The organism is uncultured Tateyamaria sp. (assembly GCF_947504105.1).
In the GTDB taxonomy this organism is placed as follows: Bacteria; Pseudomonadota; Alphaproteobacteria; order Rhodobacterales; family Rhodobacteraceae; genus Tateyamaria.
Genome location: NZ_CANNGP010000009.1, coordinates 71,708 through 92,079, shown reverse-complemented (window position 1 = coordinate 92,079; position 20,372 = coordinate 71,708). Strand labels below are relative to the sequence as shown.

Here is a 20,372-nt window from a genome sequence, read left to right as displayed (position 1 = left end):
CGGACGACACGTCCGCCTTACGATGTTGTTGCCACAGGTGCGCGCGCGCCTACACTGGCGCCGTGTTGCGCGAAGGGGGAGGTCTCTGTGGCATTCTTGGGGATTGAACGGTCGCTGGCCGGCCGGGCCTGGATCGGCCCGGATGTCGCGACCGAACGCGCGGCCGAAGCGTTGGCACAGTTCACACAATTGCCCCGTCCGGTCTGTCAGATCCTGGCTCGCATGGGGGTCCCCCCCAACGCGGCAGAAACCTACCTCTCGCCGACTCTGCGCGACCTGATGCCCGATCCGCGATCCTTGCGAGATATGGAGACCGCGGCCACACGGATTTTAGATGCGGTCCGAAAGCGTCAGAACATCACCATCTTCGCAGATTACGACGTGGACGGAGGCAGTTCCGCAGCCTTGCTGATCACATGGCTCAGAGCCATGGACACATCGGCGACGCTTTATGTGCCTGACCGCATTGACGAGGGCTATGGTCCCAATGACGAGGCGATGGCCCGGCTTGCGGCGTCGCATGACCTTATCATTTGCGTTGACTGTGGAACACTGTCGCATGGCCCGATCGCTGCGGCAAAAGGTGCAGACGTGATCGTACTGGATCACCATCTGGGTGCAGAAACTCTCCCCGATGCCTATGCAGTTGTGAACCCGAACCGACAGGACGAAGACGGGGCATTGGCACATCTGTGCGCCGCTGCTGTCGTTTTTCTGGCCCTGGTCGAAGCAGGACGCCAATTGCGCGAGGCTGGAACGAACGGTCCCGACCTGATGGCAATGCTGGACCTTGTGGGGTTGGCAACTGTCGCGGACGTCGCGCCCCTGGTTGGTGTCAATCGCGCGTTTGTCCGGCAGGGACTCAAAGTCATGGCCCGACGTGATCGCGTGGGACTGGTCGCCCTGGCAGATATCGCGGGCCTCGATACGGCACCGACACCGTATCACCTCGGCTACCTGCTCGGGCCAAGGATCAATGCGGGTGGCCGGATTGGACAGGCTGACCTGGGTGCCCGCCTTCTGGCGACAACTGACCCGCACGAGGCAGCAGCATTGGCCGAACGACTCAACACGCTCAACGCCGAGCGGCGAGAAATCGAGGCGCACGTTCGGGCCGAAGCGATCGCGCAATGCGAAACGCACGGTACGGACGGTGCGCTGGCATGGGCCGCGGGTCCCGGATGGCACCCGGGCGTGGTTGGTATCGTCGCATCGCGTGTCAAAGAGGCAACCAATCGGCCATCCATCGTCATTGGCGTCGAGGATGGAATCGGGAAAGGGTCAGGTCGCTCAGTCACGGGCATTGATCTTGGTGCACCAATCCAGCGACTGGCCGCCGAAGGATTGTTGATCAAGGGGGGCGGGCACAAGATGGCCGCGGGTCTCACGGTCGAAGCGGACAAGATCGAGCCAGCCATGGAACGCCTGTCAGAACTCTTGGCCAAGCAAGGTGCCGATGCGCTTGGCCCGGCTGATCTGCGCCTGGATGGCGTATTGATGCCCGGCGCGGCCACGGTCGAATTGTTGAACCAGATCGACGCGGCAGGCCCGTTTGGAGCGGGCGCGTCTGCGCCGCGCTACGTGTTTACCGGGATGCGTATTTTACAGGCTCGGCGGGTGGGCGAAGCGCATCTTAAGCTTACCTTCGGAGAGCCGGGAGGACCGCGTCTTGATGCCATCGCTTTCGGTGCTTTCGACAGTCCGTTAGGCCAAGCGCTTGTTGATCACGGTGGCGCGCCATTCCACTTGGCAGGACGTATTGAAATCAATTCATTCCGGGGGCGGCAGTCAGTGCAACTTAGGCTCGAAGATGCCGCACGGGCATGACATCAACGGCCTGCAAATTTCGATAGAAATATCCTCGCCCAGACGTTTTTTCCGCTTGCGCACAACCGTCGAATTGCCTATCTGAGCGCTCACATCAGCGCTGGCCCGTTCGTCTATCGGTTAGGACGCCAGGTTTTCAACCTGGAAAGAGGGGTTCGATTCCCCTACGGGCTGCCAGTTCTTCACATCCAACGTTCTCTTTGTTGATCAAGCTGATGCGCGTTGACATGTTTATGGATGTTTATTCAGCGCGACATTCCAAGCCGAAATTCGCAATGGGCCTTGGCTTTTTACCAAGCAATACGTGTTGAGCTGGAACCTCGCCCAAAACACGGCATCCTGCTTCCCCGAGTGTAAACAGCTACATTACCTCTTTGGAACACATTTGGTCCTGAAAGAGATAGATCAGGCGCTGCTCTCGGCATCCCGCCCCGTAGGCGGTGCAAGGTTTTGAGCATTGTGCCGCAGAGACGGTATGTAGTGGGTCTGCTGTCCACGACCGCCGTGTTTGGACGCGTAGAGAGCCACATCAGCATCGTCCATTACATCTGCCACGGACTGGTCCGAAGCTGGATCGAATATGGCGGACCCGATACTGGCCGAGATGCGGCACACGTCCCCCTGGAACGGAATAGGTTGTGACAGTCGCTGAATGATTCGGCGACCAATACCACCCATCGCATCACCATCCTTTGCGTGGGGCAAAATTACTACGAATTCGTCACCACCAACGCGTGCGACAGTATCGCTCTCTCGCGTTTCTTCGACCATCACCCGCGCGACCGTTTGCAGTACATGGTCTCCGGCTGCATGGCCAAGCGTATCGTTTACCGCCTTGAACCAGTCCAGATCGATCTGCATCAAGCCAAAGCGTGTGCCCCAATCCGTGTGACGCGCAAGCACATGATCCATCGCACGACGGTTCTTTAGTCCCGTTAGTGTATCCGTGAATGCTTGTTCCTCAGCTGCGATCATGGCCCCCTGCAAACGCAGGTTCAGTTTACGAGATGCCTCCATCGCTGCAGACTTTGCCTCAACCAGATACAACATCTCGATCGTGAGGTCGGTTGCAGCGAAATCTGCGCTGTTCAGGGCATAATCGGACACGGCATCAACCACCGAGATACCAAACGACAGGTTCACTATGCTTTGCCCCTTTTCGGGGCCGGCAACCAACAGTCCCTTGACTTCAGTCTTGGGGGCATCGCGCAATTGCAAGTGCAGCTTGGTGCCAGCCGTCGCCCGTAAACCATCAATCGAAGTGATCGCGCGTGGTCGCTTCAAGTCAAAGATTTCGAGAAACCGTCGACCGACCATTGGAGTGTTTGGACGCAGCTTCTGCAACGTGGGCCCTGCATGCAGCACATGACCCGTTGGACTGAGTAGAAGATGCATAGGACAGAGGATATCCATTGCCTCCATGAGGGCAGCCTGATCCATCATGACGCCCGCGCCCCCAAATCAAACACACGCCCTTCAGCAAATTCGGTTTCAACGAGGGTGACTGAAATGGTCTCAATACCATTGCCCCGTCCCGTATGTTCGAGAAGGGCAAGCGCGCCGTAATCATCCGCCATCGTCCGCAGAATTCCCATCATCACATGCCCGTAACCGTCAATCGGACTTTCGCATATCAAGCTGAAATGTGTGGGTGAGTGATCGCGCAATTCGATGCGCGGCAGGTTCAGATCCGACACTGCAAGGCGGGCACGATCCGGTAGATCATCCAGCGAATGCAGAAATTCGACAAAAGTGACGCCGCCAAAACGCAATAACCGCCGCAGGGCTTCAACATTGGGATGGGACACCAGATATGTGCCCATATCTTCCATCACGTCGCTTCTCGGACGGCCCAGAATTTGACTAATGGCGTTCAACAGACCCGGGGTAATGTCGTCGTCGTAAATGAGCATCGCCTCGAACTCGACAAAGTCGAGATCCGCGAAACGGGTCGCTTCGACCCATTTGTCCGTCCCGTAACTGTCTGTCACGAAACATTGAATTGCCCGATTGATCAGCCCATGCATTGCACGACATTCCCATTTCCACGGGCACACCATGCGCAAGCAGCTCTAAACAATCCTATAACAGATGCAATTTGACGTAGTTATTGGGCCCACAGGGCTCAGAAGTCCGTGGGTGCGCCACCCTCAGCCTTACGACGCGCAACAAAATCAGCCAGTTCTTCACGAATACCGTCATCGATCGCAGGCGCTTCGAAACTCCCAATGATGTCTTTGAACATCCGGTGCGCCCGTTCTGGCGTCCATACGGCACCGGCTGCCTCCCAGCCTTCGTAATTTTTCCAGTCGCTCAGGAAGGGCTGATAAAAGGCGGTACTGTAGCGGTCCTGTGTGTGTTGAATTCCAAAGAAATGCCCTTCGTTGCCCACCGATCTTATGGCGTCCAGCGCGATGTCATCAGTACCTGTGCCCGTAATTGACGGGTCCATATACCGTTGAATCTGCTGCAAGATTTCGCAGTCCATAATGAACTTTTCGGGACTCGCGATCAGTCCGCCTTCAAGCCATCCCGCAGCGTGATACACCATGTTGGACCCTGACTGTACCGCCGCCCAAAGGCTGTTTGACGTTTCCCACATCGCCTGTCCGTCCGGCACATTTGCGGCACATACACCCGACGACCGCATCGGCAACCCATAGAACCGCGCCATTTGACCCGTCATCTGCGTGGCGCGCATGTATTCGGGTGTCCCAAATGCTGGTGCACCCGACTTCATATCGACATTCGAAGTGAACGTGCCGATGGCACAGGGCGCACCTGGAGCCACGTATTGAAAGAGCGCAATGGCACAAAGAGCCTCTGCGAGGGACTGGGCCACAGCACCCGCCATTGTAACCGGCGCCATCGCGCCGGCCAGCGTAAATGGCGTCACCACAACAGCCTGCCCGCGCCGGATCAACCGCAAGCAGCCATCAATCATGGGCTGATCATGCTTGAGCGGGGAGGTCGAGTTGATATTGGTATACATGCGCGGCGCCGCGTCGAATTCTTCGTGGCTCAACCCGCTTGCTATACGGACCATCTCCATCACGTCTTCGACGCGCTCTTTGCCCAGCGAGTATGCGTGCATGACCTTATCGGTCAGTGTGAGCTTGTCATAAAGGACGTCCAAATGGCGTACACTTGCGTGTATATCGACGGGCTCGACAGGATAACCCCCGGCAAAATGGATGCAGTTGAAGTACTGGGTGAGCTTCAGAAGGTTTGCACACATCTCACGCGTACCGGGCACCTTGGTGCCGATCTCCATGTCCCAATAGTTGGGCGGTGACGACACGTTGCCAAATAACAGGTGCTTACCGCCAACAGTGATGGCACGGTCGGGGTTGCGCGGAGTGAGGGTAAACTCGGACGGCGCCTTCGCTACCATTTCCATTACGAAATCGCGGTCCATGCGGACAATATCGCCGTCAACGCGACAGCCCGCCTCGCGCAAGATACCCAACGCCTCTTCGTTCAAAAACTGAACGCCGATCTCTTCAAGGATCCGCATGGCACCATCGTGAAGTGCTTCAACGCCTTCCGGGCGTAAGGGTTCTACCGGTGGGTCGATAATGACCGGCGGGTTCCAGGGCATCTGTTCGATCACAGCTGCCCCTCGTCGAGCGGCAGCCCCGGCCCGGCCACCGCCACGCGTCCTGCGCCGTGTCGCTGTGTCTGCCATCGTATCGCCCTTTCGATTTGCTTGTGCAAAACACGACACCGCAGCAGGCCGCCCTGTACATCTCCGTTTGCGACGGGCTTTGTCGTTTTTTCTAGTTGAAGGGATGATTTTACATCGTCAGACAGTGACTAGCTGATCCAGCCATTCCGGCAGCGCACCAATGTTGGGTAGAACAATATCGGCGTACGGGGCCAACACATCCCTTGGTGCCATGCCTGTCAGAACGCCGACGGTCCGCATCCCGGCCGCGCGTCCGGCATGCAGGTCATGGGTGCTGTCGCCCACCATCACCACGGTTTCCGCGGCTATGCCGGTATCGGCACAAAAGCCCAGCAACTGACCGGGTCCCGGTTTGCCCCCAAACCCACTGTCACTACCCGCTATGAAGTCAAAAAACCGGTCCACTCCTGCAGAATGCAAGTGCGCGCGCGCAGGCGCTTCCGCATCGTTGGTCGCGACACCCAGCACCAGACCGCGTTTGCGTAAACCGGCCAGCAGAGGCTTGAGCGGAACAGCCTCAGCCTGGGGTGCATGAGCCGCTTCGTCATTCAAAAGCGCAACCATCTTATCAGGGGACAGGTGCGGGAAATAGGCGTGCAACTTTGCCGCAATCTCAGTGGGAGTACCCACAATCACAATGCTGTCGGACAAGAACCTTGCGCAGCCAAGATCAAAGCCAATCGCAGCGCCTGCCTTTTGCGCACGTGCTTCGTCTCCACGCGCCGCACGGCGCAAAAACGCAGCGGCCCAAGCTTCCCATGTGGTGGAAAAGTCGAAAAGCGTGCCGTCCTTGTCGAAGATAATCCCACGGACCGGCGAGGCAGATACAATCACGTCCAATGGATGTCTCCGCCACCCGGCAATTGCATACGCGCACGCATCGGTGTGTCGTAGGGCAAACCTTGTGCATCGCAAAACGCCGCCACCCACGCATCATCCATCATGATAAAATCCAACAATGCGCCCAGAAAGGCCGGATCACCAATCCCTGCCCGCATATCGGCTTCGCTGGCACCGGTGGCACCAAGGAAGACGGGCAGCAGCTCTTCGTTTCCGGCCATCCAGGTAATTGCTTTCAAACCTACCACTTCGGCGGATTCTTGCGAATGGGACATCACGTTTGTGCCTTTGCAGTCTGTTGGAAACGCTTTGTTAACCTAAACGATCAAGAACCGAATACACGGCTTTTGTAATGAATTGGAAGCGCCTCATGCATGGCAAGGTCCTCGTTATCGACCCAATTGCGACAAACCGCATTGTGCTGCGCGTCAAACTGGCCGCCAGCCATTACAACATGATCCAGGCCGGATCGATTGCGGATGCAATGCAGGTGCTGGCCCAGAGTGTGCCCGATCTGATCCTGTGCGCCGCCACAATGCCCGATGGCGATCCGTTGCGGCTGCTCGGACGCATCAGGAAGATGGGGTTGGCAGGCAAGGTACCAATCATCGCGTTGAGTTGCGGCGAAAGTGATTCCGAACGGCTACGCCTGCTTGCCGGGGGTATCGACGACGTATTGCAGAAGCCAATCAACGACGCGCTGCTTCTGGCGCGAACCCGGTCGATCATCCGGGCCTACGCCACTGCAAGCGAATGGACCTTGCGCGAGGGCACGTCGAGAGCGCTCGGATTTGGAGAGGCCGCAACGGCATTTTCTCCCGAGCAGACGGTCCGCATAATCGCCGACGACGGGGCAGCTGCAGAACCTTGGATCACCGCATTGTCTGACCGGCTCAGCGCGAGAATTGTCTTCGCCAAACCGTCCGCGGCAGTCGCCGATGTTGAACCCGGACGCACACCGGATGCGTTTGTACTGGTGGTTGGTCCTGACGAAGGGCCTGAAATGCTGCAACTCCTGGCAACAGTGCGCAGTCAAGCAAACACCCGCCATTGCGCAATTCTGACAGTGCTTGACGCCGATTATACGACACTTGGCGCGCAGATGCTGGACATGGGGGCCAACGATTTGATGCGCTCCACCCGATCGTCCGAGGAATTGGCACTTCGTCTGGAGGCATTGCTGAGCAGAAAGATGGTGACGGATTCGCTGCGCGACACTGTGCGCTCAGGCATCGAAGCCGCGGTGATTGACCCCCTCACGGGTTTGCACAATCGCCGCTATGCCATGCCTCACCTGTCAAGAATTTCCGAACGTGCGACGCGCACGGGCAAACCCTATGCAGTGATGGTTGCCGACATGGACCATTTCAAGCGGATCAACGATACGCTTGGCCATGCAGCGGGAGATGCCGTTCTGATCGAAACTGGGCGACGGTTGCGTGAAAACTTGCGCGCCGTTGATCTCGTGGCACGGATCGGTGGTGAAGAATTTCTGATCGTGCTTCCCGGCGTCGGCCTTGGCAATGCCCGGAAAGCGGCCAAGCGACTGTGTCAGATCATCCAAGGCACACCATTCGAAGTGCCGGAGCAGGCAACGCCGGTCAACGCCACAATCTCGATCGGGATGACAGTCGTGGATCCCGTCAACGGCACCCATTCGACAAAATCGCAAACCCCCGAGGCGTTGCTGGACCGGGCTGACAAGGCGCTTTACGGGGCCAAGGCCAAGGGCCGCAACTGTGTCACGCTCAGTCGCCCGGCGGCTTAGGCGCCATTGTCCTTTCGGCTGATTGATCTTTTCTGATGATTATTGCGAGGCTGTCACCCACAAATCGCGCTCGCCGGGGCCGCATCCAACAGCAGCCTGAACCCACGAGGTAGATGCAACCCTGCAATTCTCCTGACCTCAGTCGCCTTTACCCGGCTTGTGACGCCCACCACGGGAAACCACCTCGGCCAGACGATCAGCATAGACGGTACGTTCATCACCAGACATTGCAGCCACCCTGTCCAACCATACGGCGCGCGCCACTTTCTGAACTTGCGCAACGCCCTCGGACTGACGTTCCAAAACGGCTGCGACGGCAACATCATCAAACGTGCCCGCCTTCAGCAGCGTAACCATGTCCTGATAGGCTGCACGCCGCGCGCCACGCCCAGGCAAATCCCGATTGTCCCGAACGGCGCCGAACACAGCGCGCCGGTCCTCATGCGGCAGGGCCAACACGTATGGCATCGCATAGCCCATACCCGGCCCCTTTCCACCCAAGGGTTCACCCCGAAGCGCAATCCCACCCACAAGACCCACAATGCCCAGGTTGACCGCCAGGGACAGGCCCAGCACGATCTTTGCCCAAAGCGGGCACCGGCGTTCCATTCGTGTTTCCGCCATGCTCAGCCCTCCTCAAACGCCCAGCCAAAGGCATCAAGCCCCACATCGGTGTCGTAATACGTATCATACCCAAGGGTCCAAAGCGTATCGACACCCGTTTCGCCGACCGCGCCAAGACCAATAACAAAACCGGTTGCGGTCGCAGCCACCAAGCCGCTCACAGCACCCCACCCACCGATGCCACGCACGATCTGCTGCCACCACGGAATGTTAGCGGGACGCCCCCCGGGCGCAGGCATGTGCATCTCGGCATCGGCCAGCACCCGGGCCGCCAGATCGCCAGATGGATCGGGCGCAGGCATGTGCATCTCGGCATCGGCCAGCACCCGGGCCGCCAGATCGCCAGATGGATCGGGCGCCGGCAATGCGGCAAGCTCGTCCAGCATCTGGTCAATCCCGTCGGGATCGGACTGTTCGGGTGCGACTTTCATATCCATCATCCTTCATATCCAAGGGCGGCCACCCGCCCCTTCAAGGCCTTTGCAAGGGCGCGCTTTGCCCGTGCGGTCAGGCTTTCAACTGCCTCTACGCTGACCCCCAGTCGGTCCGCAATTTCCGGGTTCGACGCCTCTTCGAAATGGCGCAATGTCAGCGCCAGACGCTGGCGTTCTGGCAGTTCAGCGATGGCTTCACGCAGTGCGGCGTGGCGCGCTTGCTCCTGCAGACGTGCTTCCACACCGGGCACAGGATCTTCCGGTTCGGCCACATCGTCCAGCGCCACACCTGTCCTTGGACGTTTTCGCAACCGATCCGTGCATAGATTGGACACAACACGATACAGCCAGGTCGACACCTGCGCCTCACCCGTTCGCCAATCAGGCGCGATGCGCCATAGACGTAGCATCGCGTCCTGCACGACATCCTCTGCCTCGGCAACATCCCCCAGCATGCGAAAAGCCTGCGCATGGGCGCGCGGAACCAAACGCACGGTCAGTGCACGCGCAGCACCTGCATCTCCACGCGCATAACGGGCGAGCAATGTAGCGTCGTCCTCATCCGGGCGTGCGTCAAGTGGCATCGTCATAACTCCGACAACCTGCCCGGCCCCACCCCTGCAAACAAGGGGCGGGGCCGTACACCCTTAGTTATTGTCGCGCGACTTGCGGCCACGCTTGCGCATCTCTGCGCGGGCCTGCTCGAATTCTTCCGCCGAAATCCCACCGCTGTTGTCGGTATCAATCCGATCAAACATCCGGGCCGGGTCGCGGCGATTGTTCTGCAATTCCTCGGGCGACAGCTTGCCGTCCTCATTGGCATCCATACGGGCCAGAATGCGCTCGGCCCGAGCCTTGGCATTCTCGTTTACGCTGGCTTCCAGTTCGGACACCGAAAGGAACCCATCGCCATCCGTGTCCGTGGCTTCGAAGCGGGCTTGGCCGCTCGCCTGCATTTCCTGCAGGGTCACCTCGCCACTGCCATCGGCATCCAGGGCGGAAAAGTCCGGACCGCGGTCGCGGGCCATCGCCGACAATGTGGTCAATCCGACCGCCCCGGCGGCGATGGCTGCAATAAAAGTACTGCGTTTCATATGTCATACTCCGTTTTGCCTCAGGCGCGGCTGTTTGATTTCGCCGCCCTATGCAGCGTCAAACGGCAAACCAGACACATTCCGTCGAAAAAAATACACAACCGCCGAGTCGCACGTAACGCGGAACGCGACATCGGGACGCAAGGACAGATTGCGGCATTCCGTTTTGCGCGATGCGCCCCCATGTTCTGCGAGCGTCCAGAAAGGCAGATGCCATGCAGACCCAGCAAACAACGATTCCAGAAGAAGTCCAACGGCCCATGCGACCAGCGCTGATGCGTGGCTGGCAGCGGAAATGCCCACGCTGCGGCAACGGTCGGCTGTTGAAAGGGTACCTGAAAGTCGCGAGCGCCTGCCCCGTGTGCAAGCTCGACTACACCCACGCGCGCGCGGATGATGGGCCAGCATACCTGACAATCCTGCTGGTTGGACACCTCATGGCGCCGCTCCTGCACGTGGTCTTTGTCACATGGCGGCCCGAGCCGCTGGTGTTGTTCACGATTTTTGCAGTTGGCTGTGTGGGCTTGTCCCTCTACCTTTTGCCAAGGCTCAAAGGGGCCATCGTCGGGTTTCAGTGGGCGCGGTCGATGGGCGGCTTCGGCCGCGCCGGGTAGCACCTGCACCCCGGCGCCGACATCGGCCAAAGGGGTGATATGACCAAAATCGACAAGACCCAAATTCGGAATGCATCCACAGTCATCGTGCTGCGTGACAGGATGACAACGCCCCGTATCCTCATGGGACAGCGCGGCGCCAATGCAGCGTTCATGCCCAACAAATTCGTCTTTCCAGGTGGTGCGGTCGATGCAGGTGACCACGCCATACCGCTCGCGTCGACGCTCTTGTCGCCGAATGACACGCGTCTCGCAGAAGATGGTGAACCGCATCTCGGCCCAGCCCTCGCCGCAGCGGCGATACGCGAACTGTTCGAAGAAACCGGGCAGATCCTCGGACAACAGGGCAACTGGCCGGATGCGCCCCATGATTGGGCACAGTTCGCATCCGCAGGCTATCGCCCGCATGCAGCCCCGCTACAATTCGTCTTTCGCGCGCTGACCCCGCCAGGCCGCCCGCGCCGCTTTGACGCTCGGTTTTTTCTGATCGACGCACAGGACATTGCCTCGGACCTTGACGACTTCGGCTCCGCCTCGGATGAACTTTCACATCTGCAATGGATCGCCCTGGACGATGTCCGTGGTTTTGACATGCCGTTCATCACCGAAGTGGTTTTGGCCGAAATCGCGGCTCGCGTGACGGACCCCACTCCACCGGCAAGTGTGCCATACTTCAAGAACAATGATGAAGAGAGCCTGTTCCTTCGCCTGCGCGGCCGTCCCATGACGGACTAGATCGCGAGCACCAGCAACAGGATGGAGCTGAGTAGAACGGCCATGCCAATCCACTCCCGAGACGTGATCGCCTCTCGGAACAGCAACACGCTGACCAGCGCACTCATCACCAGTTCGATCTGCCCGACCGCCTTGACGTAAGCCGCGCTTTGCAGCGTGAAGGCAAAGAACCAGCAAAACGATCCGGCCATCGACATCAAGCCGACCCAGACGGCAACCTTGCGCGCGTTCCAAACGGCCCGGACCTGACCCGGATCACGCCACCGCAGCCAAAGAACCATAGCAACCGTTTGCATAGCAGTCACGGCGGTCAGCGTCAGACCCGCCCGCGCAATCGGATCATCCAGCCCGAGGCTGAGCGACGCCCCCCGGTAGCTGACGCCGGACACGGCAAACAGCAAACCTGCAGCCAGTCCCAGCCCGGTCGCCCGGTTGGCCATGTCGCGCCAGTCCCAACGCACAGGCTCAGGCGGGGCGGACAGCAGCAGAACTCCGACAAGGCCCAGACCGATGGCAGCGAAGCCCATCCAGCTGACCGCGTCCCCCAACACGATCCAACCCACCAGGACGGCTTGGATAACCTCTGTTTTCTTGAACGTGATGCCGACCGCGAAGTTGCGTGCCTTGAACAGGCTGACCGTGGCCACAGTCGCAAGGATTTGCGCCAGCCCCCCAACGGCTGCGAACGTCCAGAACTGCGGTCCAAACGCAGGCCAGATCGTGCCAGTGTTGCGCATGTAAAGCGTAATCAGAACGGCGATGAGCGGAGCGGAATACAGGAAACGGGCAAGCGTCGCGCCCGACGCGCTCAGGGTGCCAAGGGACAGTTGCCGCTGCAACATGAACCGCAGCGTCTGAAACATCGCCGCGACGACAGAAATGGGGATCCAAAGGGCCATGGCCCTCTATGGCGGCTCAGCGGTCCGAGGACCAGAGCGGATGCGGCACCGGATCTTTTACACGCAGGAAGTGCCGTACAAACACGTCCCTGTACGAGGCATAGCAATACCCCTCATTGCAGGACAGGTACCGATCACGGTTGGCCCGGTAGAGCGCGGGCAACCGGTACCACGGCACGCGCGGGTGCATGTGGTGGACGACGTGGAAGTTGTTGTTCAGGAACAAGAACGCAAGCAGTCCGCGATCTTCAACAATCACCGTGCGGCCCCGTGCGCGCTCATGCGCCTGATGCTCAAGAAAGGTGCGGATTTTCAACACGGACACCGCTGCGTAGCAGGCCGTCAGATAGACCCAGATCGGCATGGCGCTCAACCAAACGATGCACATAACTGCGAAAACGCCCGGCAGATGCACCAACCACCCACGCAGCACCTGCACATCACCAGCCCGGATCGCCCGCCAGTCCTCTCGCATGAAACTGACCTGCGCCACGACCGGCCCCAACAGCATACGCCCTGCAAGTGTGTTGTTCAGCGCAAGCACACCCCGCAAGAGGCGTGGCATCCGCCTCCACATTGCCGGATCAACATAGTTTGTTTCGGGATCATCATACGGATCGGTCAGGTTCGCATCCTGATGGTGGGCCAGATGCGTGTCACGAAAACGAAGGTACGGGATAAACAGCCCCGGATTGACGATCACAAGGGCCTCGCTTGCCAATCGGGACGGAAACGGATGGCCGTGCAGAACCTCATGGGTCAGCGATGCATGCAGAACAAGGGCGAACACCAGAACGCCCCATGCCCACCCAACAGGCAATGTCAGAAGGGCCAGTCCCCAAAGCGTCGTACACACCACCCACAGCCCCAAAGTGATCCACTCGACCTGCATCGGGCGATCAAAAGGCAAGCGTCGGGACGACCGGCGTGAGGGCATTGGCAGAGGCTCCGGGAAGTGATGCCGAACGCTATCGTGATCCCGTACCGCCGCGAATTCCGAATTAAGTTAACAATTTTGCCAATCGTTGATATTTATCACAACATGCCTGAAATTCTCGACAAACGCCTTCGAGCATCCCAATTCCGCACCCGCTTGGCCCGCGCCATGCAGGACCAGAACATGTCGCAAAGCGCGCTGGCCCGTCACATCGGCACCGACCGATCCACCATTAGCCAGGCCCTCGGTGATGATGGCGCGCGGCTGCCCGGCGCCCAGGTGGTCGGCGCCTGCGCCCAGGCGCTTGGCGTATCCGCCGACTGGCTGCTTGGCCTCTCCGATCGCCCCGAAAGCGCAGCAGCGTTAACAGCGGCCGCCCTTACGTGGACTGAAGCCCCCCGCGCTCTGATCGACGAACGCATCTTCTCATGGCACCAGGAAGCGGCAGGTTACAAGATCCGGCACGTCCCTGCGGGCCTGCCGGACATGCTCAAGACCCAAGAGATGTTAGAATGGGAATACGGCCCCCACCTCGGGCGCACCACCACGCAAGCCATCAACGCCTCCCGTGATCGGCTGAACTGGATGCGCGCGGCACAATCAGACTACGAAATCGCGCTGCCTCTGTATGAGCTGCACAGCTTCGCCGCAGGGACCGGCTACTACGCAGACCTGCCGACAGACACACGACACAGCCAGCTCGACCAGCTGCACGACCTAAGCACCCAGCTCTACCCAAGGCTGCGCATCTACCTCTTTGACCAGCGCAAGCTCTACTCGGCACCGATCACCATCTTCGGCCCTCTGCTCGCAGTGATCTACACCGGCGGCCACTACATGGCCTTCCGCGACCGTGAGCGGATCGAAACACTGTCCCTGCACTTCGACACGCTGATTAGGCAAGCCGCCATGACGGCCCGCGCCCTGCCCGATCACCTAGAAAGCCTGCGCAGCTTGATCCGCTAGCGCGGCACCCCCGGGTCGGCGGGCGGGCGTCTTTGCCAAAGGCAAACAGAGCCGCCCGACGATAACCCCGTCAGGGCCGTTGGCCCACCGCGCGCCCTGCCCCCTCCGGCACAGGCAAATCCGCATGAGCCGCAGCCAGACGCTCCAGCGCCGCAACAATCCCAACCGCAGGTTCGGATGGGCGGCGGGTCTCAAGGCTCACATGCAGCAGGAAATGCTCTCCCGTCGCCAAAAGCCGCTCGTCCTCATACATCTCATGGAACAGATGCAGCTTCTTGCCGACGCCCGCCAGAATCTGTGTGCGCACTTCGATCACCGTGCCCGCATGCACCTCATCCACATGACGAATATGCGTCTCGGCCGTGAAGTAGCTGCCGCCTGTCGCAATGTACTCCGCATCACAGCCAATCATCTCCATGAAACGGTCCGTTGCGTCGCCAAAGGCCTGCAGATACCGCGCCTCGTTCATGTGACCGTTATAGTCGGTCCAATCCAACGGCACGGCCCTGTGTACGGTCAGGATAGGTGCGGACACATCCTCCAGATCGTCGGCATGCGCTGCCAGAACAGTGCCCTCGCGCAACTGCGCCTCGTGGGCGTTCATCACAGCACCCGCGCCCCAATCATTGACCTTGAGCGCCCGCATCATGCCAACAAGATTGTCGTCCCGCGCCTTCAACATCTGGGTAATGGTCATATGCCCCGATTGCGCATCCGATTGACCAGCAATCAGATCCACCAACTCATCAGTAAACTCCGGCACATCCATCAGCTTGGTCCAGGGCCATTGCAGAGCCGGACCAAACTGCGCCATGAAATGACGCATCCCGGCATCGCCACCGGCGGTGCGGTAGGTGTCAAACAGCCCCATCTGCGCCCAGCGGATGCCAAAGCCCATGCGGATCGCCTCATCGATCTCCTCGGTTGTGGCAACACCGTCCTTGACCAGCCACAGCGCCTCGCGCCAGACAGCCTCAAGGAACCGATCCGCAATGTGCGCGTCGATCTCCTTGCGCACGCGCAAGGGGTAATGCCCAAGGGACCGCAGAATACCCTCGGCTTTCTCGACCAGCGCCATGTCCGTCGCCCGCGACGGCACAACCTCGATCAGCGGCATCAGGTAAACAGGGTTGAACGGGTGACAGACCATGATCTGCGCGGGCCGTGCCGCGCCCTCCTGCAACTCGCTGGGTTTAAAACCACTGGTCGACGAGCCGATGATCGCATCCGCAGGGCACGCCGCTTGCAGATCCGCCAGCACCTTGTGCTTGATGTCCAACCGTTCCGGCACGCTTTCCTGTATCCACGTCACGTCAGCGACCGCCTCGGCCAGATCAGCGTGAAAGGTCAGCCGCCCCTCGGGGGGCAAGGCCACATCCGTCAGGCTCGGCAACGCCCGCCGTGCCTGCGCCAACACCGGGGCCAGCGTCGCCTCGGCGTTCGGATCAGGGTCAAACACCCGCACATCCCACCCGTTCAGAATGAACCGCGCGGCCCAGCCGCCACCAATCACCCCGCCGCCGATGATCGCCGCTGTTCTTACTGCACCGTTGCCCATGTTTCTGTCCGATATCCGTTAAAGTCCAAAACCTGCTCTGCCGCGCGGATCTGATCTGCCCGCCGTTTTCCAACGCGCGTCACCACAAAACCGAACCGTCCGTCGGGGTTCCCCAATGCCGCCGTGTTGTGATCAGGGTCGATCCATACGACCCACAGATCGCGCGTGGTCGTGTCTTCGTAGGTGATCTCTAAAATACCGCGCCCAAGTGGCTTCACGCGCCCGTCGCGTGTTACCCCCGTCTCGCTCAACTCCTGCCATAGACCATCCGCGACTTCGAACCCTGCCAGCGCCCACTCCCCAGCGCCCGCCCTTTCGACCTGCCACCGCCCGTCAAACCGCGCCTCTTCGAACCGGCTGATGGCGCCGATTGGCACGGTCGGGTTGCGCAGCAATTGAGGATCATTCGAAGGCGCAGGCGCACAGGCAGCCAACCACCCTATTGCGCAAAGGTTAATGATCAGGAGCCAAAGCGTCCGTTGGGGGTGCACAGGGGGTGCACGCCTGGTGCACGGGGGGTGACACCCTGTCATCACCCTTTCGGCGCCCGTTTTGTCAGCCCCAGTTTCTCGCGCACTTCGGCTGGTCCAATGACTCGCGCGCCCATGTTTTCAATGATGGTGCCCGCCCGTTCGACCAACTGCCAGTTCTGCGCCAGCTCCCCCTTGCCCAGCCACAGATTGTCCTCAAGACCCACGCGCACATTGCCGCCCGCCAGTACCGCCGCCGCGACATAGGCCATCTGATTCCGCCCAAGCGAGAAAGCGGAAAACGTCCAGTCATCCGGCACGTTGTTGACCATCGCCATAAAGGTATTCAGATCATCCGGCGCGCCCCAAGGCACGCCCATACACAGCTGCACCAGCGCGGGCGCATCCAGAACACCATCCTTAACCAGTTGTTTTGCATACCATAAATGGCCTGTGTCAAAGGCTTCGATCTCGGGCTTCACACCCAGTTCTGTCATCATCCGACCCATGGCTGTCAGCATGCCGGGGGTGTTGGTCATCACATAATCAGCCTCGGCAAAATTCATTGTGCCGCAATCCAGAGTGCAAATCTCTGGCAGGCATTCCGCCACATGCGCAACCCGTTCAGAGGCCCCGATCATGTCGGTTCCGTTGTCTTTCAGCGGCAGCGGGGCCTCGGTATTCCCAAATACCATATCACCGCCCATTCCGGCCGTCAGGTTCAGGACAACATCAACATCCGCATCCCGGATGCGATCCGTAACCTCGCGATAATACTCGAGTTTACGGCTCGGCACCCCGGTCTCGGGATCGCGCACATGGCAATGCACAACGGCCGCACCGGCCTTGGCCGCAGCGATCGCACTGGTCGCAATCTCTTCAGGACTGCGCGGTACATGAGGGCTACGGTCCTGCGTGGCGCCCGATCCGGTGACGGCACAGGTTATGAAAACCTCACGGTTCATGGTCAGCGGCATGTGTCCCTCCTTGCATTCGCGTGCACTCTGCCATTCTTTGGGAACAAGACTTGTCAAAAAGCGAATCCAGATGACAAAAACCGTAGTTCTAGCACTGCAGAACACAAACACCTTGTCTCTTGCCGCCGCAGTGGATCCACTGCGCGCCGCCAACAGGCAGTCAGAGAAAACGCTCTATGATTGGAGCTTCGCGACACCGGCAAATGAGGACGTGCACCTGACCAGCGGCTTGATGGTGCCTGCAGCCCCGCTGCAACGGATCACACCATGCGACCTGCTGATCCTTGTGGCTGGCTTCGACGTGCTCGCTCAGGCCACGCCATCCCTGCTATCCAGCATTCGACGGCTCACCACGCCTGCGACGGTACTGATGACCATTGATGGTGGCGCATGGCTTGCAGCGAAAGCTGGCTTGCTCGATGGTCACACAGCCACAACTCACTGGGAGGATTTGGCCGAATTCACCGCAAGCTTTCCAGACGTCACGTTGCAGAACGCACGGTTTGTCACATCGGGCAACAGGTGGACGAGCAGTGGCGCGGCGCCAACCCTCGACATGATGTTGCAACTAATCGAGGTGCAGCACGGCACATCGCTCTCTGCAAGGGTGGCCGCTGGGTTCATCCACACCCGTGCCCCGTCCGCGACCGATCCTCAGATCCGGCACCCTGATATACGCCAGCACAGCGCGCTGACGCGCAGGGCACATGCAATGATGGAAAACGCGCTAGACGTACCGCTGCCCATCCCGGCGATTGCAAAGCAACTGGGACTCAGCACCCGCAGTCTGCAACTGCACTTCCGCCAAGTGCTTGGAGTTAATCCTAAAACGCACTACCTCACTCTTCGGTTGGCCGAAGCGCATCGGCTGATCAAACATACGGACGCACCGCTTCACAGCATTGCTCTCATGACTGGGTTCGGGTCTCAATCCAGCCTTGCCCGAGCACATACGAACATGTACGGGAAAAGCCCACGCAAGACACGTGCTACACGTCACTTCGCCTCGTAACTCGGCTAAGACACCCGCCGTACTGAACAACTGGGTTGGCTCGCACCGCGTTCCGTTTCCCCGAGGGGAAGGCCAGGTTGGGGGTCACCGAAAGTCGAACGCGTCAGCGCGCTGGTATCAATACGGCATTGGATGCGCGCGGTGTGCGGCATCCAGATCAGCCATCACCTCGTCGCTTAGCTTCAATTCAGCCGCACCAATAGCTACCTCAAGCTGCTCCAAAGTCGTGGCGCCAAAGATAACCGAGCACATGAACGGACGCGTCACACACCAAGCCAAAGACATCTGGCTGGGATCAAAACCGTGCTTGCGGGCAACGGCCAGATAGGCTTCCACCGCTTCAAAGGCGCGTTCGGTCTTGCGCCCCCCAAGATCGGCGTTCAGGCTCAGACGCGATCCGGCGGGTACGGCACCCCCTTGATACTTGCCGGTCAAAAGGCCTGTTGCCAAAGGCGAGAAGGACAAAAGTCCCACGTCCTCATTCACTCCGAGTTCGGCCAGATCGGTGTCATATAGACGGCACATGAGCGAATATTCATTCTGAACGGATGCCACCCGCGGCCCACCCGTTTGCTCAGCAGCAGCAAGCCAAGCGGCAGTGCCCCATGCGCTCTCATTCGACAGGCCAAATGCGCGGATGGTGCCCCGATCCACCTCCCGCTGCAGCGCACCAAGGCAATCCGCCATGTTCTGGCGCACAGCTGCCGGATCCTGCCCGGAGGGATCGTAGCTCCAGTTCTGCCGGAACATGTAACTGCCGCGGTTCGGCCAGTGGAACTGGTACAGATCAATGTAATCGGTTTGCAGACGGCGCAACGACCCTTCAATTGCCTCCGGGATACTGGCTCCGGTGATGTCAGCACCATCCCGAACGTGGCGCATACCTGCACCGGAGTGCTTTGTTGCAAGGATCATGTCGTTGCGCGCACCGCCGCGCTCGAACCACAGACCAATGATTTCCTCGGTCCGGCCCACGGTTTGAGCGCTTATGGGGTTTACTGGGTACATCTCGGCCGTGTCGACAAAGTCGATGCCGGCCGCAAGCGCGCGATCAATCTGGGCGTGACCCTCGTCGGGTGTGTTCTGCGTACCCCAGGTCATCGACCCCAGGCATAGGGCCGACACTTCGATCTCCGTACGGCCAAGCTTGCGTCGTTCCATGTCGGACCCTCCAGTTTCATCTGACCGACCCTAGCGGCCGGAACCTTGGGAACAAGTCAAAAATCCAACGTGATTTATGCAGATCAGAATTGAGAACATAGCAAGAACACGCTACCGTATAGATATGCCCTTGCCCACGTCACTTGCCCACCGCATCCAATCACGCACGCGCACCTGCCTGCCACTGCTGTCCGAAGGGGCACAACACGGGCTTGGGCACGGGTTGGAAATGGGCCGGGTGCATGAGGCGTGCGGCCCCGCCCGCCACCGCCTTGCCCTATGGTTGGTGGCACAAACCACAGGACCGGTGATCTGGATTGTCCCGGATTGGAGCACGGAACATCTGAACCCATGTGGCATGATGCCGTTTATCGATCCGACACGGCTGATCATGGTCCACGCAAAACAAACGGACGATATGCTCTGGAGTATGGAAGAAGTGTTGCGCGCAGGCATCGCCCCCCTTGCTGTCGCGGATATGCCCGGTCTTCCGGGACTGACACCTGTCCGGCGCATGCATCTGGCGGCTGAAAACGGGGGGATAGGCAAAGGCATCACCCCGCTAGGGCTGCTACTGACACCTGGTATGGGCGGCGCACAGGGGGTTGAAAGCCGCTGGCACGTTGCCCCTGATCACCGGGGCAGCCAAGGTCGTTGGCGACTGACACGGCTGCGTGCACGCGCCGCCCCCGAACAGACATGGGAAATCAATCACCATTCGGGTCATGCCCTGCCCCGCATCTCAGGATCGATCAAGGCTGCGTGAGT

General features: G+C 59.7%; 22 protein-coding genes and 1 tRNA gene. 8 read left to right on the top strand and 15 right to left on the bottom strand.

Annotated elements, in window-relative coordinates; translation table 11 throughout:
• Nucleotides 1-87 precede the first annotated feature (87 nt).
• Nucleotides 88-1,827 (top strand): single-stranded-DNA-specific exonuclease RecJ, encoded by a 1,740-nt coding sequence (recJ, locus tag Q1A75_RS08440; protein WP_299553367.1) that lies wholly within the window; start codon nt 88-90, stop codon nt 1,825-1,827.
• Between the two features lie 102 nt (nt 1,828-1,929).
• Nucleotides 1,930-2,004, top strand: a tRNA-Glu gene (locus tag Q1A75_RS08435).
• A 228-nt stretch (nt 2,005-2,232) separates the two neighbouring features.
• On the opposite strand, the gene Q1A75_RS08430 is transcribed toward Q1A75_RS08435, so the two are convergent.
• The 5 genes from Q1A75_RS08430 to Q1A75_RS08410 form a co-directional block, all read right to left on the bottom strand.
• Nucleotides 2,233-3,270, bottom strand: coding sequence for a GGDEF domain-containing protein (locus Q1A75_RS08430; RefSeq protein WP_299553365.1), 1,038 nt, complete (start codon nt 3,268-3,270; stop codon nt 2,233-2,235).
• Nucleotides 3,267-3,854: a heme NO-binding domain-containing protein gene (locus Q1A75_RS08425; RefSeq protein ID WP_299553363.1), complete on the bottom strand. Its 588-nt coding sequence runs from the start codon at nt 3,852-3,854 to the stop codon at nt 3,267-3,269. The genes Q1A75_RS08430 and Q1A75_RS08425 overlap by 4 nt, the downstream gene beginning before the upstream one ends.
• 98 nt (nt 3,855-3,952) lie before the next feature.
• On the bottom strand, nt 3,953-5,515 hold the full coding sequence (locus Q1A75_RS08420; protein WP_299553361.1) for a trimethylamine methyltransferase family protein: 1,563 nt from the start codon (nt 5,513-5,515) through the stop codon (nt 3,953-3,955).
• A gap of 117 nt (nt 5,516-5,632) precedes the next feature.
• Nucleotides 5,633-6,355: an HAD family hydrolase gene (locus tag Q1A75_RS08415; protein WP_299553357.1), complete on the bottom strand. Its 723-nt coding sequence runs from the start codon at nt 6,353-6,355 to the stop codon at nt 5,633-5,635.
• Nucleotides 6,346-6,630, bottom strand: coding sequence for a DUF3572 domain-containing protein (locus Q1A75_RS08410; RefSeq protein ID WP_299553354.1), 285 nt, complete (start codon nt 6,628-6,630; stop codon nt 6,346-6,348). The genes Q1A75_RS08415 and Q1A75_RS08410 overlap by 10 nt, the downstream gene beginning before the upstream one ends.
• Nucleotides 6,631-6,707: 77 nt before the next feature.
• Here Q1A75_RS08410 and Q1A75_RS08405 point away from each other — a divergent pair, with 77 nt between their 5' ends.
• Entirely contained in the window at nt 6,708-8,123 is a 1,416-nt protein-coding gene (locus Q1A75_RS08405; RefSeq protein ID WP_299553351.1) for a diguanylate cyclase, read from the top strand.
• A 138-nt stretch (nt 8,124-8,261) separates the two neighbouring features.
• Here Q1A75_RS08405 and Q1A75_RS08400 read toward each other — a convergent pair whose 3' ends face one another.
• Genes Q1A75_RS08400 through Q1A75_RS08385 form a run of 4 tightly spaced genes read right to left on the bottom strand, consistent with a single transcriptional unit; the run spans nt 8,262 to nt 10,275 of the window.
• Nucleotides 8,262-8,747 carry a periplasmic heavy metal sensor gene (locus Q1A75_RS08400; protein ID WP_299553348.1) on the bottom strand — a complete coding sequence of 162 codons (486 nt, stop codon included), beginning with the start codon at nt 8,745-8,747 and terminating at the stop codon, nt 8,262-8,264.
• Nucleotides 8,748-8,749: 2 nt separating this feature from the next.
• Complete coding sequence (locus Q1A75_RS08395) at nt 8,750-9,178, bottom strand: hypothetical protein (protein WP_299592021.1); 429 nt, start codon at nt 9,176-9,178, stop codon at nt 8,750-8,752.
• Nucleotides 9,179-9,183: 5 nt separating this feature from the next.
• Entirely contained in the window at nt 9,184-9,771 is a 588-nt protein-coding gene (locus tag Q1A75_RS08390; protein WP_299553343.1) for an RNA polymerase sigma factor, read from the bottom strand.
• Nucleotides 9,772-9,828: 57 nt separating this feature from the next.
• Nucleotides 9,829-10,275 (bottom strand): EF-hand domain-containing protein, encoded by a 447-nt coding sequence (locus Q1A75_RS08385; RefSeq protein ID WP_299553340.1) that lies wholly within the window; start codon nt 10,273-10,275, stop codon nt 9,829-9,831.
• 215 nt (nt 10,276-10,490) lie between these two features.
• Here Q1A75_RS08385 and Q1A75_RS08380 point away from each other — a divergent pair, with 215 nt between their 5' ends.
• Together Q1A75_RS08380 and Q1A75_RS08375 are read left to right on the top strand one after the other, a co-directional pair.
• Nucleotides 10,491-10,889 (top strand): DUF983 domain-containing protein, encoded by a 399-nt coding sequence (locus Q1A75_RS08380; RefSeq protein WP_299553337.1) that lies wholly within the window; start codon nt 10,491-10,493, stop codon nt 10,887-10,889.
• A gap of 39 nt (nt 10,890-10,928) precedes the next feature.
• Nucleotides 10,929-11,624 carry an NUDIX hydrolase gene (locus tag Q1A75_RS08375; RefSeq protein WP_299553334.1) on the top strand — a complete coding sequence of 232 codons (696 nt, stop codon included), beginning with the start codon at nt 10,929-10,931 and terminating at the stop codon, nt 11,622-11,624.
• On the opposite strand, the gene Q1A75_RS08370 is transcribed toward Q1A75_RS08375, so the two are convergent.
• Both Q1A75_RS08370 and Q1A75_RS08365 read right to left on the bottom strand, forming a co-directional pair.
• Nucleotides 11,621-12,523: a DMT family transporter gene (locus Q1A75_RS08370; RefSeq protein WP_299553331.1), complete on the bottom strand. Its 903-nt coding sequence runs from the start codon at nt 12,521-12,523 to the stop codon at nt 11,621-11,623. The two genes, Q1A75_RS08375 and Q1A75_RS08370, sit on opposite strands and share 4 nt — an antisense overlap.
• Before the next feature lie 16 nt (nt 12,524-12,539).
• Nucleotides 12,540-13,460, bottom strand: a complete 921-nt coding sequence (locus tag Q1A75_RS08365; protein ID WP_299553329.1) for a fatty acid desaturase — start codon at nt 13,458-13,460, stop codon at nt 12,540-12,542.
• A gap of 105 nt (nt 13,461-13,565) precedes the next feature.
• Between Q1A75_RS08365 and Q1A75_RS08360 the strand changes: the two genes are divergently transcribed.
• A complete protein-coding gene (locus tag Q1A75_RS08360) occupies nt 13,566-14,426 on the top strand; it encodes a helix-turn-helix transcriptional regulator (protein ID WP_299553326.1) in 861 nt (286 codons plus the stop codon).
• 70 nt (nt 14,427-14,496) lie between these two features.
• On the opposite strand, the gene Q1A75_RS08355 is transcribed toward Q1A75_RS08360, so the two are convergent.
• The 3 genes from Q1A75_RS08355 to Q1A75_RS08345 all read right to left on the bottom strand — a co-directional run bounded on the left by Q1A75_RS08355 (nt 14,497) and on the right by Q1A75_RS08345 (nt 17,431).
• On the bottom strand, nt 14,497-15,984 hold the full coding sequence (locus tag Q1A75_RS08355; RefSeq protein ID WP_299553323.1) for a carnitine 3-dehydrogenase: 1,488 nt from the start codon (nt 15,982-15,984) through the stop codon (nt 14,497-14,499).
• Entirely contained in the window at nt 15,966-16,379 is a 414-nt protein-coding gene (locus Q1A75_RS08350; RefSeq protein ID WP_299553320.1) for a lipocalin family protein, read from the bottom strand. Before Q1A75_RS08350 ends, Q1A75_RS08355 begins: the two co-directional genes overlap by 19 nt.
• Nucleotides 16,380-16,516: 137 nt before the next feature.
• Nucleotides 16,517-17,431, bottom strand: coding sequence for a 3-keto-5-aminohexanoate cleavage protein (locus Q1A75_RS08345; RefSeq protein ID WP_299553317.1), 915 nt, complete (start codon nt 17,429-17,431; stop codon nt 16,517-16,519).
• Between the two features lie 70 nt (nt 17,432-17,501).
• On the opposite strand from Q1A75_RS08345, the gene Q1A75_RS08340 reads away from it, so the two are divergent.
• Nucleotides 17,502-18,443: a helix-turn-helix domain-containing protein gene (locus Q1A75_RS08340; protein WP_299553314.1), complete on the top strand. Its 942-nt coding sequence runs from the start codon at nt 17,502-17,504 to the stop codon at nt 18,441-18,443.
• Between the two features lie 117 nt (nt 18,444-18,560).
• Here Q1A75_RS08340 and Q1A75_RS08335 read toward each other — a convergent pair whose 3' ends face one another.
• Nucleotides 18,561-19,604, bottom strand: coding sequence for an aldo/keto reductase (locus Q1A75_RS08335; RefSeq protein ID WP_299553312.1), 1,044 nt, complete (start codon nt 19,602-19,604; stop codon nt 18,561-18,563).
• A gap of 124 nt (nt 19,605-19,728) precedes the next feature.
• Between Q1A75_RS08335 and Q1A75_RS08330 the strand changes: the two genes are divergently transcribed.
• Entirely contained in the window at nt 19,729-20,370 is a 642-nt protein-coding gene (locus tag Q1A75_RS08330) for a hypothetical protein (protein WP_299553310.1), read from the top strand.
• Nucleotides 20,371-20,372 lie beyond the last annotated feature (2 nt).

Bases quoted from the DNA above. Each gene is read 5' to 3' on its own strand.
- Q1A75_RS08370 (WP_299553331.1), bottom strand. From the start codon at position 12,523: ATGGCCCTTTGGATCCCCATTTCTGTCGTCGCGGCGATGTTTCAGACG.
- Q1A75_RS08330 (WP_299553310.1), top strand. From the start codon at position 19,729: ATGCCCTTGCCCACGTCACTTGCCCACCGCATCCAATCACGCACGCGC.
- Q1A75_RS08345 (WP_299553317.1), bottom strand. From the start codon at position 17,431: ATGCCGCTGACCATGAACCGTGAGGTTTTCATAACCTGTGCCGTCACC.
- Q1A75_RS08410 (WP_299553354.1), bottom strand. From the start codon at position 6,630: ATGTCCCATTCGCAAGAATCCGCCGAAGTGGTAGGTTTGAAAGCAATT.
- Q1A75_RS08390 (WP_299553343.1), bottom strand. From the start codon at position 9,771: ATGACGATGCCACTTGACGCACGCCCGGATGAGGACGACGCTACATTG.
- Q1A75_RS08385 (WP_299553340.1), bottom strand. From the start codon at position 10,275: ATGAAACGCAGTACTTTTATTGCAGCCATCGCCGCCGGGGCGGTCGGA.
- Q1A75_RS08355 (WP_299553323.1), bottom strand. From the start codon at position 15,984: ATGGGCAACGGTGCAGTAAGAACAGCGGCGATCATCGGCGGCGGGGTG.
- Q1A75_RS08395 (WP_299592021.1), bottom strand. From the start codon at position 9,178: ATGAAAGTCGCACCCGAACAGTCCGATCCCGACGGGATTGACCAGATG.
- Q1A75_RS08430 (WP_299553365.1), bottom strand. From the start codon at position 3,270: ATGATGGATCAGGCTGCCCTCATGGAGGCAATGGATATCCTCTGTCCT.
- Q1A75_RS08360 (WP_299553326.1), top strand. From the start codon at position 13,566: ATGCCTGAAATTCTCGACAAACGCCTTCGAGCATCCCAATTCCGCACC.
- Q1A75_RS08420 (WP_299553361.1), bottom strand. From the start codon at position 5,515: ATGGCAGACACAGCGACACGGCGCAGGACGCGTGGCGGTGGCCGGGCC.
- Q1A75_RS08365 (WP_299553329.1), bottom strand. From the start codon at position 13,460: ATGCCCTCACGCCGGTCGTCCCGACGCTTGCCTTTTGATCGCCCGATG.
- Q1A75_RS08335 (WP_299553312.1), bottom strand. From the start codon at position 19,604: ATGGAACGACGCAAGCTTGGCCGTACGGAGATCGAAGTGTCGGCCCTA.
- Q1A75_RS08375 (WP_299553334.1), top strand. From the start codon at position 10,929: ATGACCAAAATCGACAAGACCCAAATTCGGAATGCATCCACAGTCATC.
- Q1A75_RS08405 (WP_299553351.1), top strand. From the start codon at position 6,708: ATGAATTGGAAGCGCCTCATGCATGGCAAGGTCCTCGTTATCGACCCA.
- Q1A75_RS08425 (WP_299553363.1), bottom strand. From the start codon at position 3,854: ATGCATGGGCTGATCAATCGGGCAATTCAATGTTTCGTGACAGACAGT.
- Q1A75_RS08380 (WP_299553337.1), top strand. From the start codon at position 10,491: ATGCAGACCCAGCAAACAACGATTCCAGAAGAAGTCCAACGGCCCATG.
- Q1A75_RS08340 (WP_299553314.1), top strand. From the start codon at position 17,502: ATGACAAAAACCGTAGTTCTAGCACTGCAGAACACAAACACCTTGTCT.
- Q1A75_RS08400 (WP_299553348.1), bottom strand. From the start codon at position 8,747: ATGGCGGAAACACGAATGGAACGCCGGTGCCCGCTTTGGGCAAAGATC.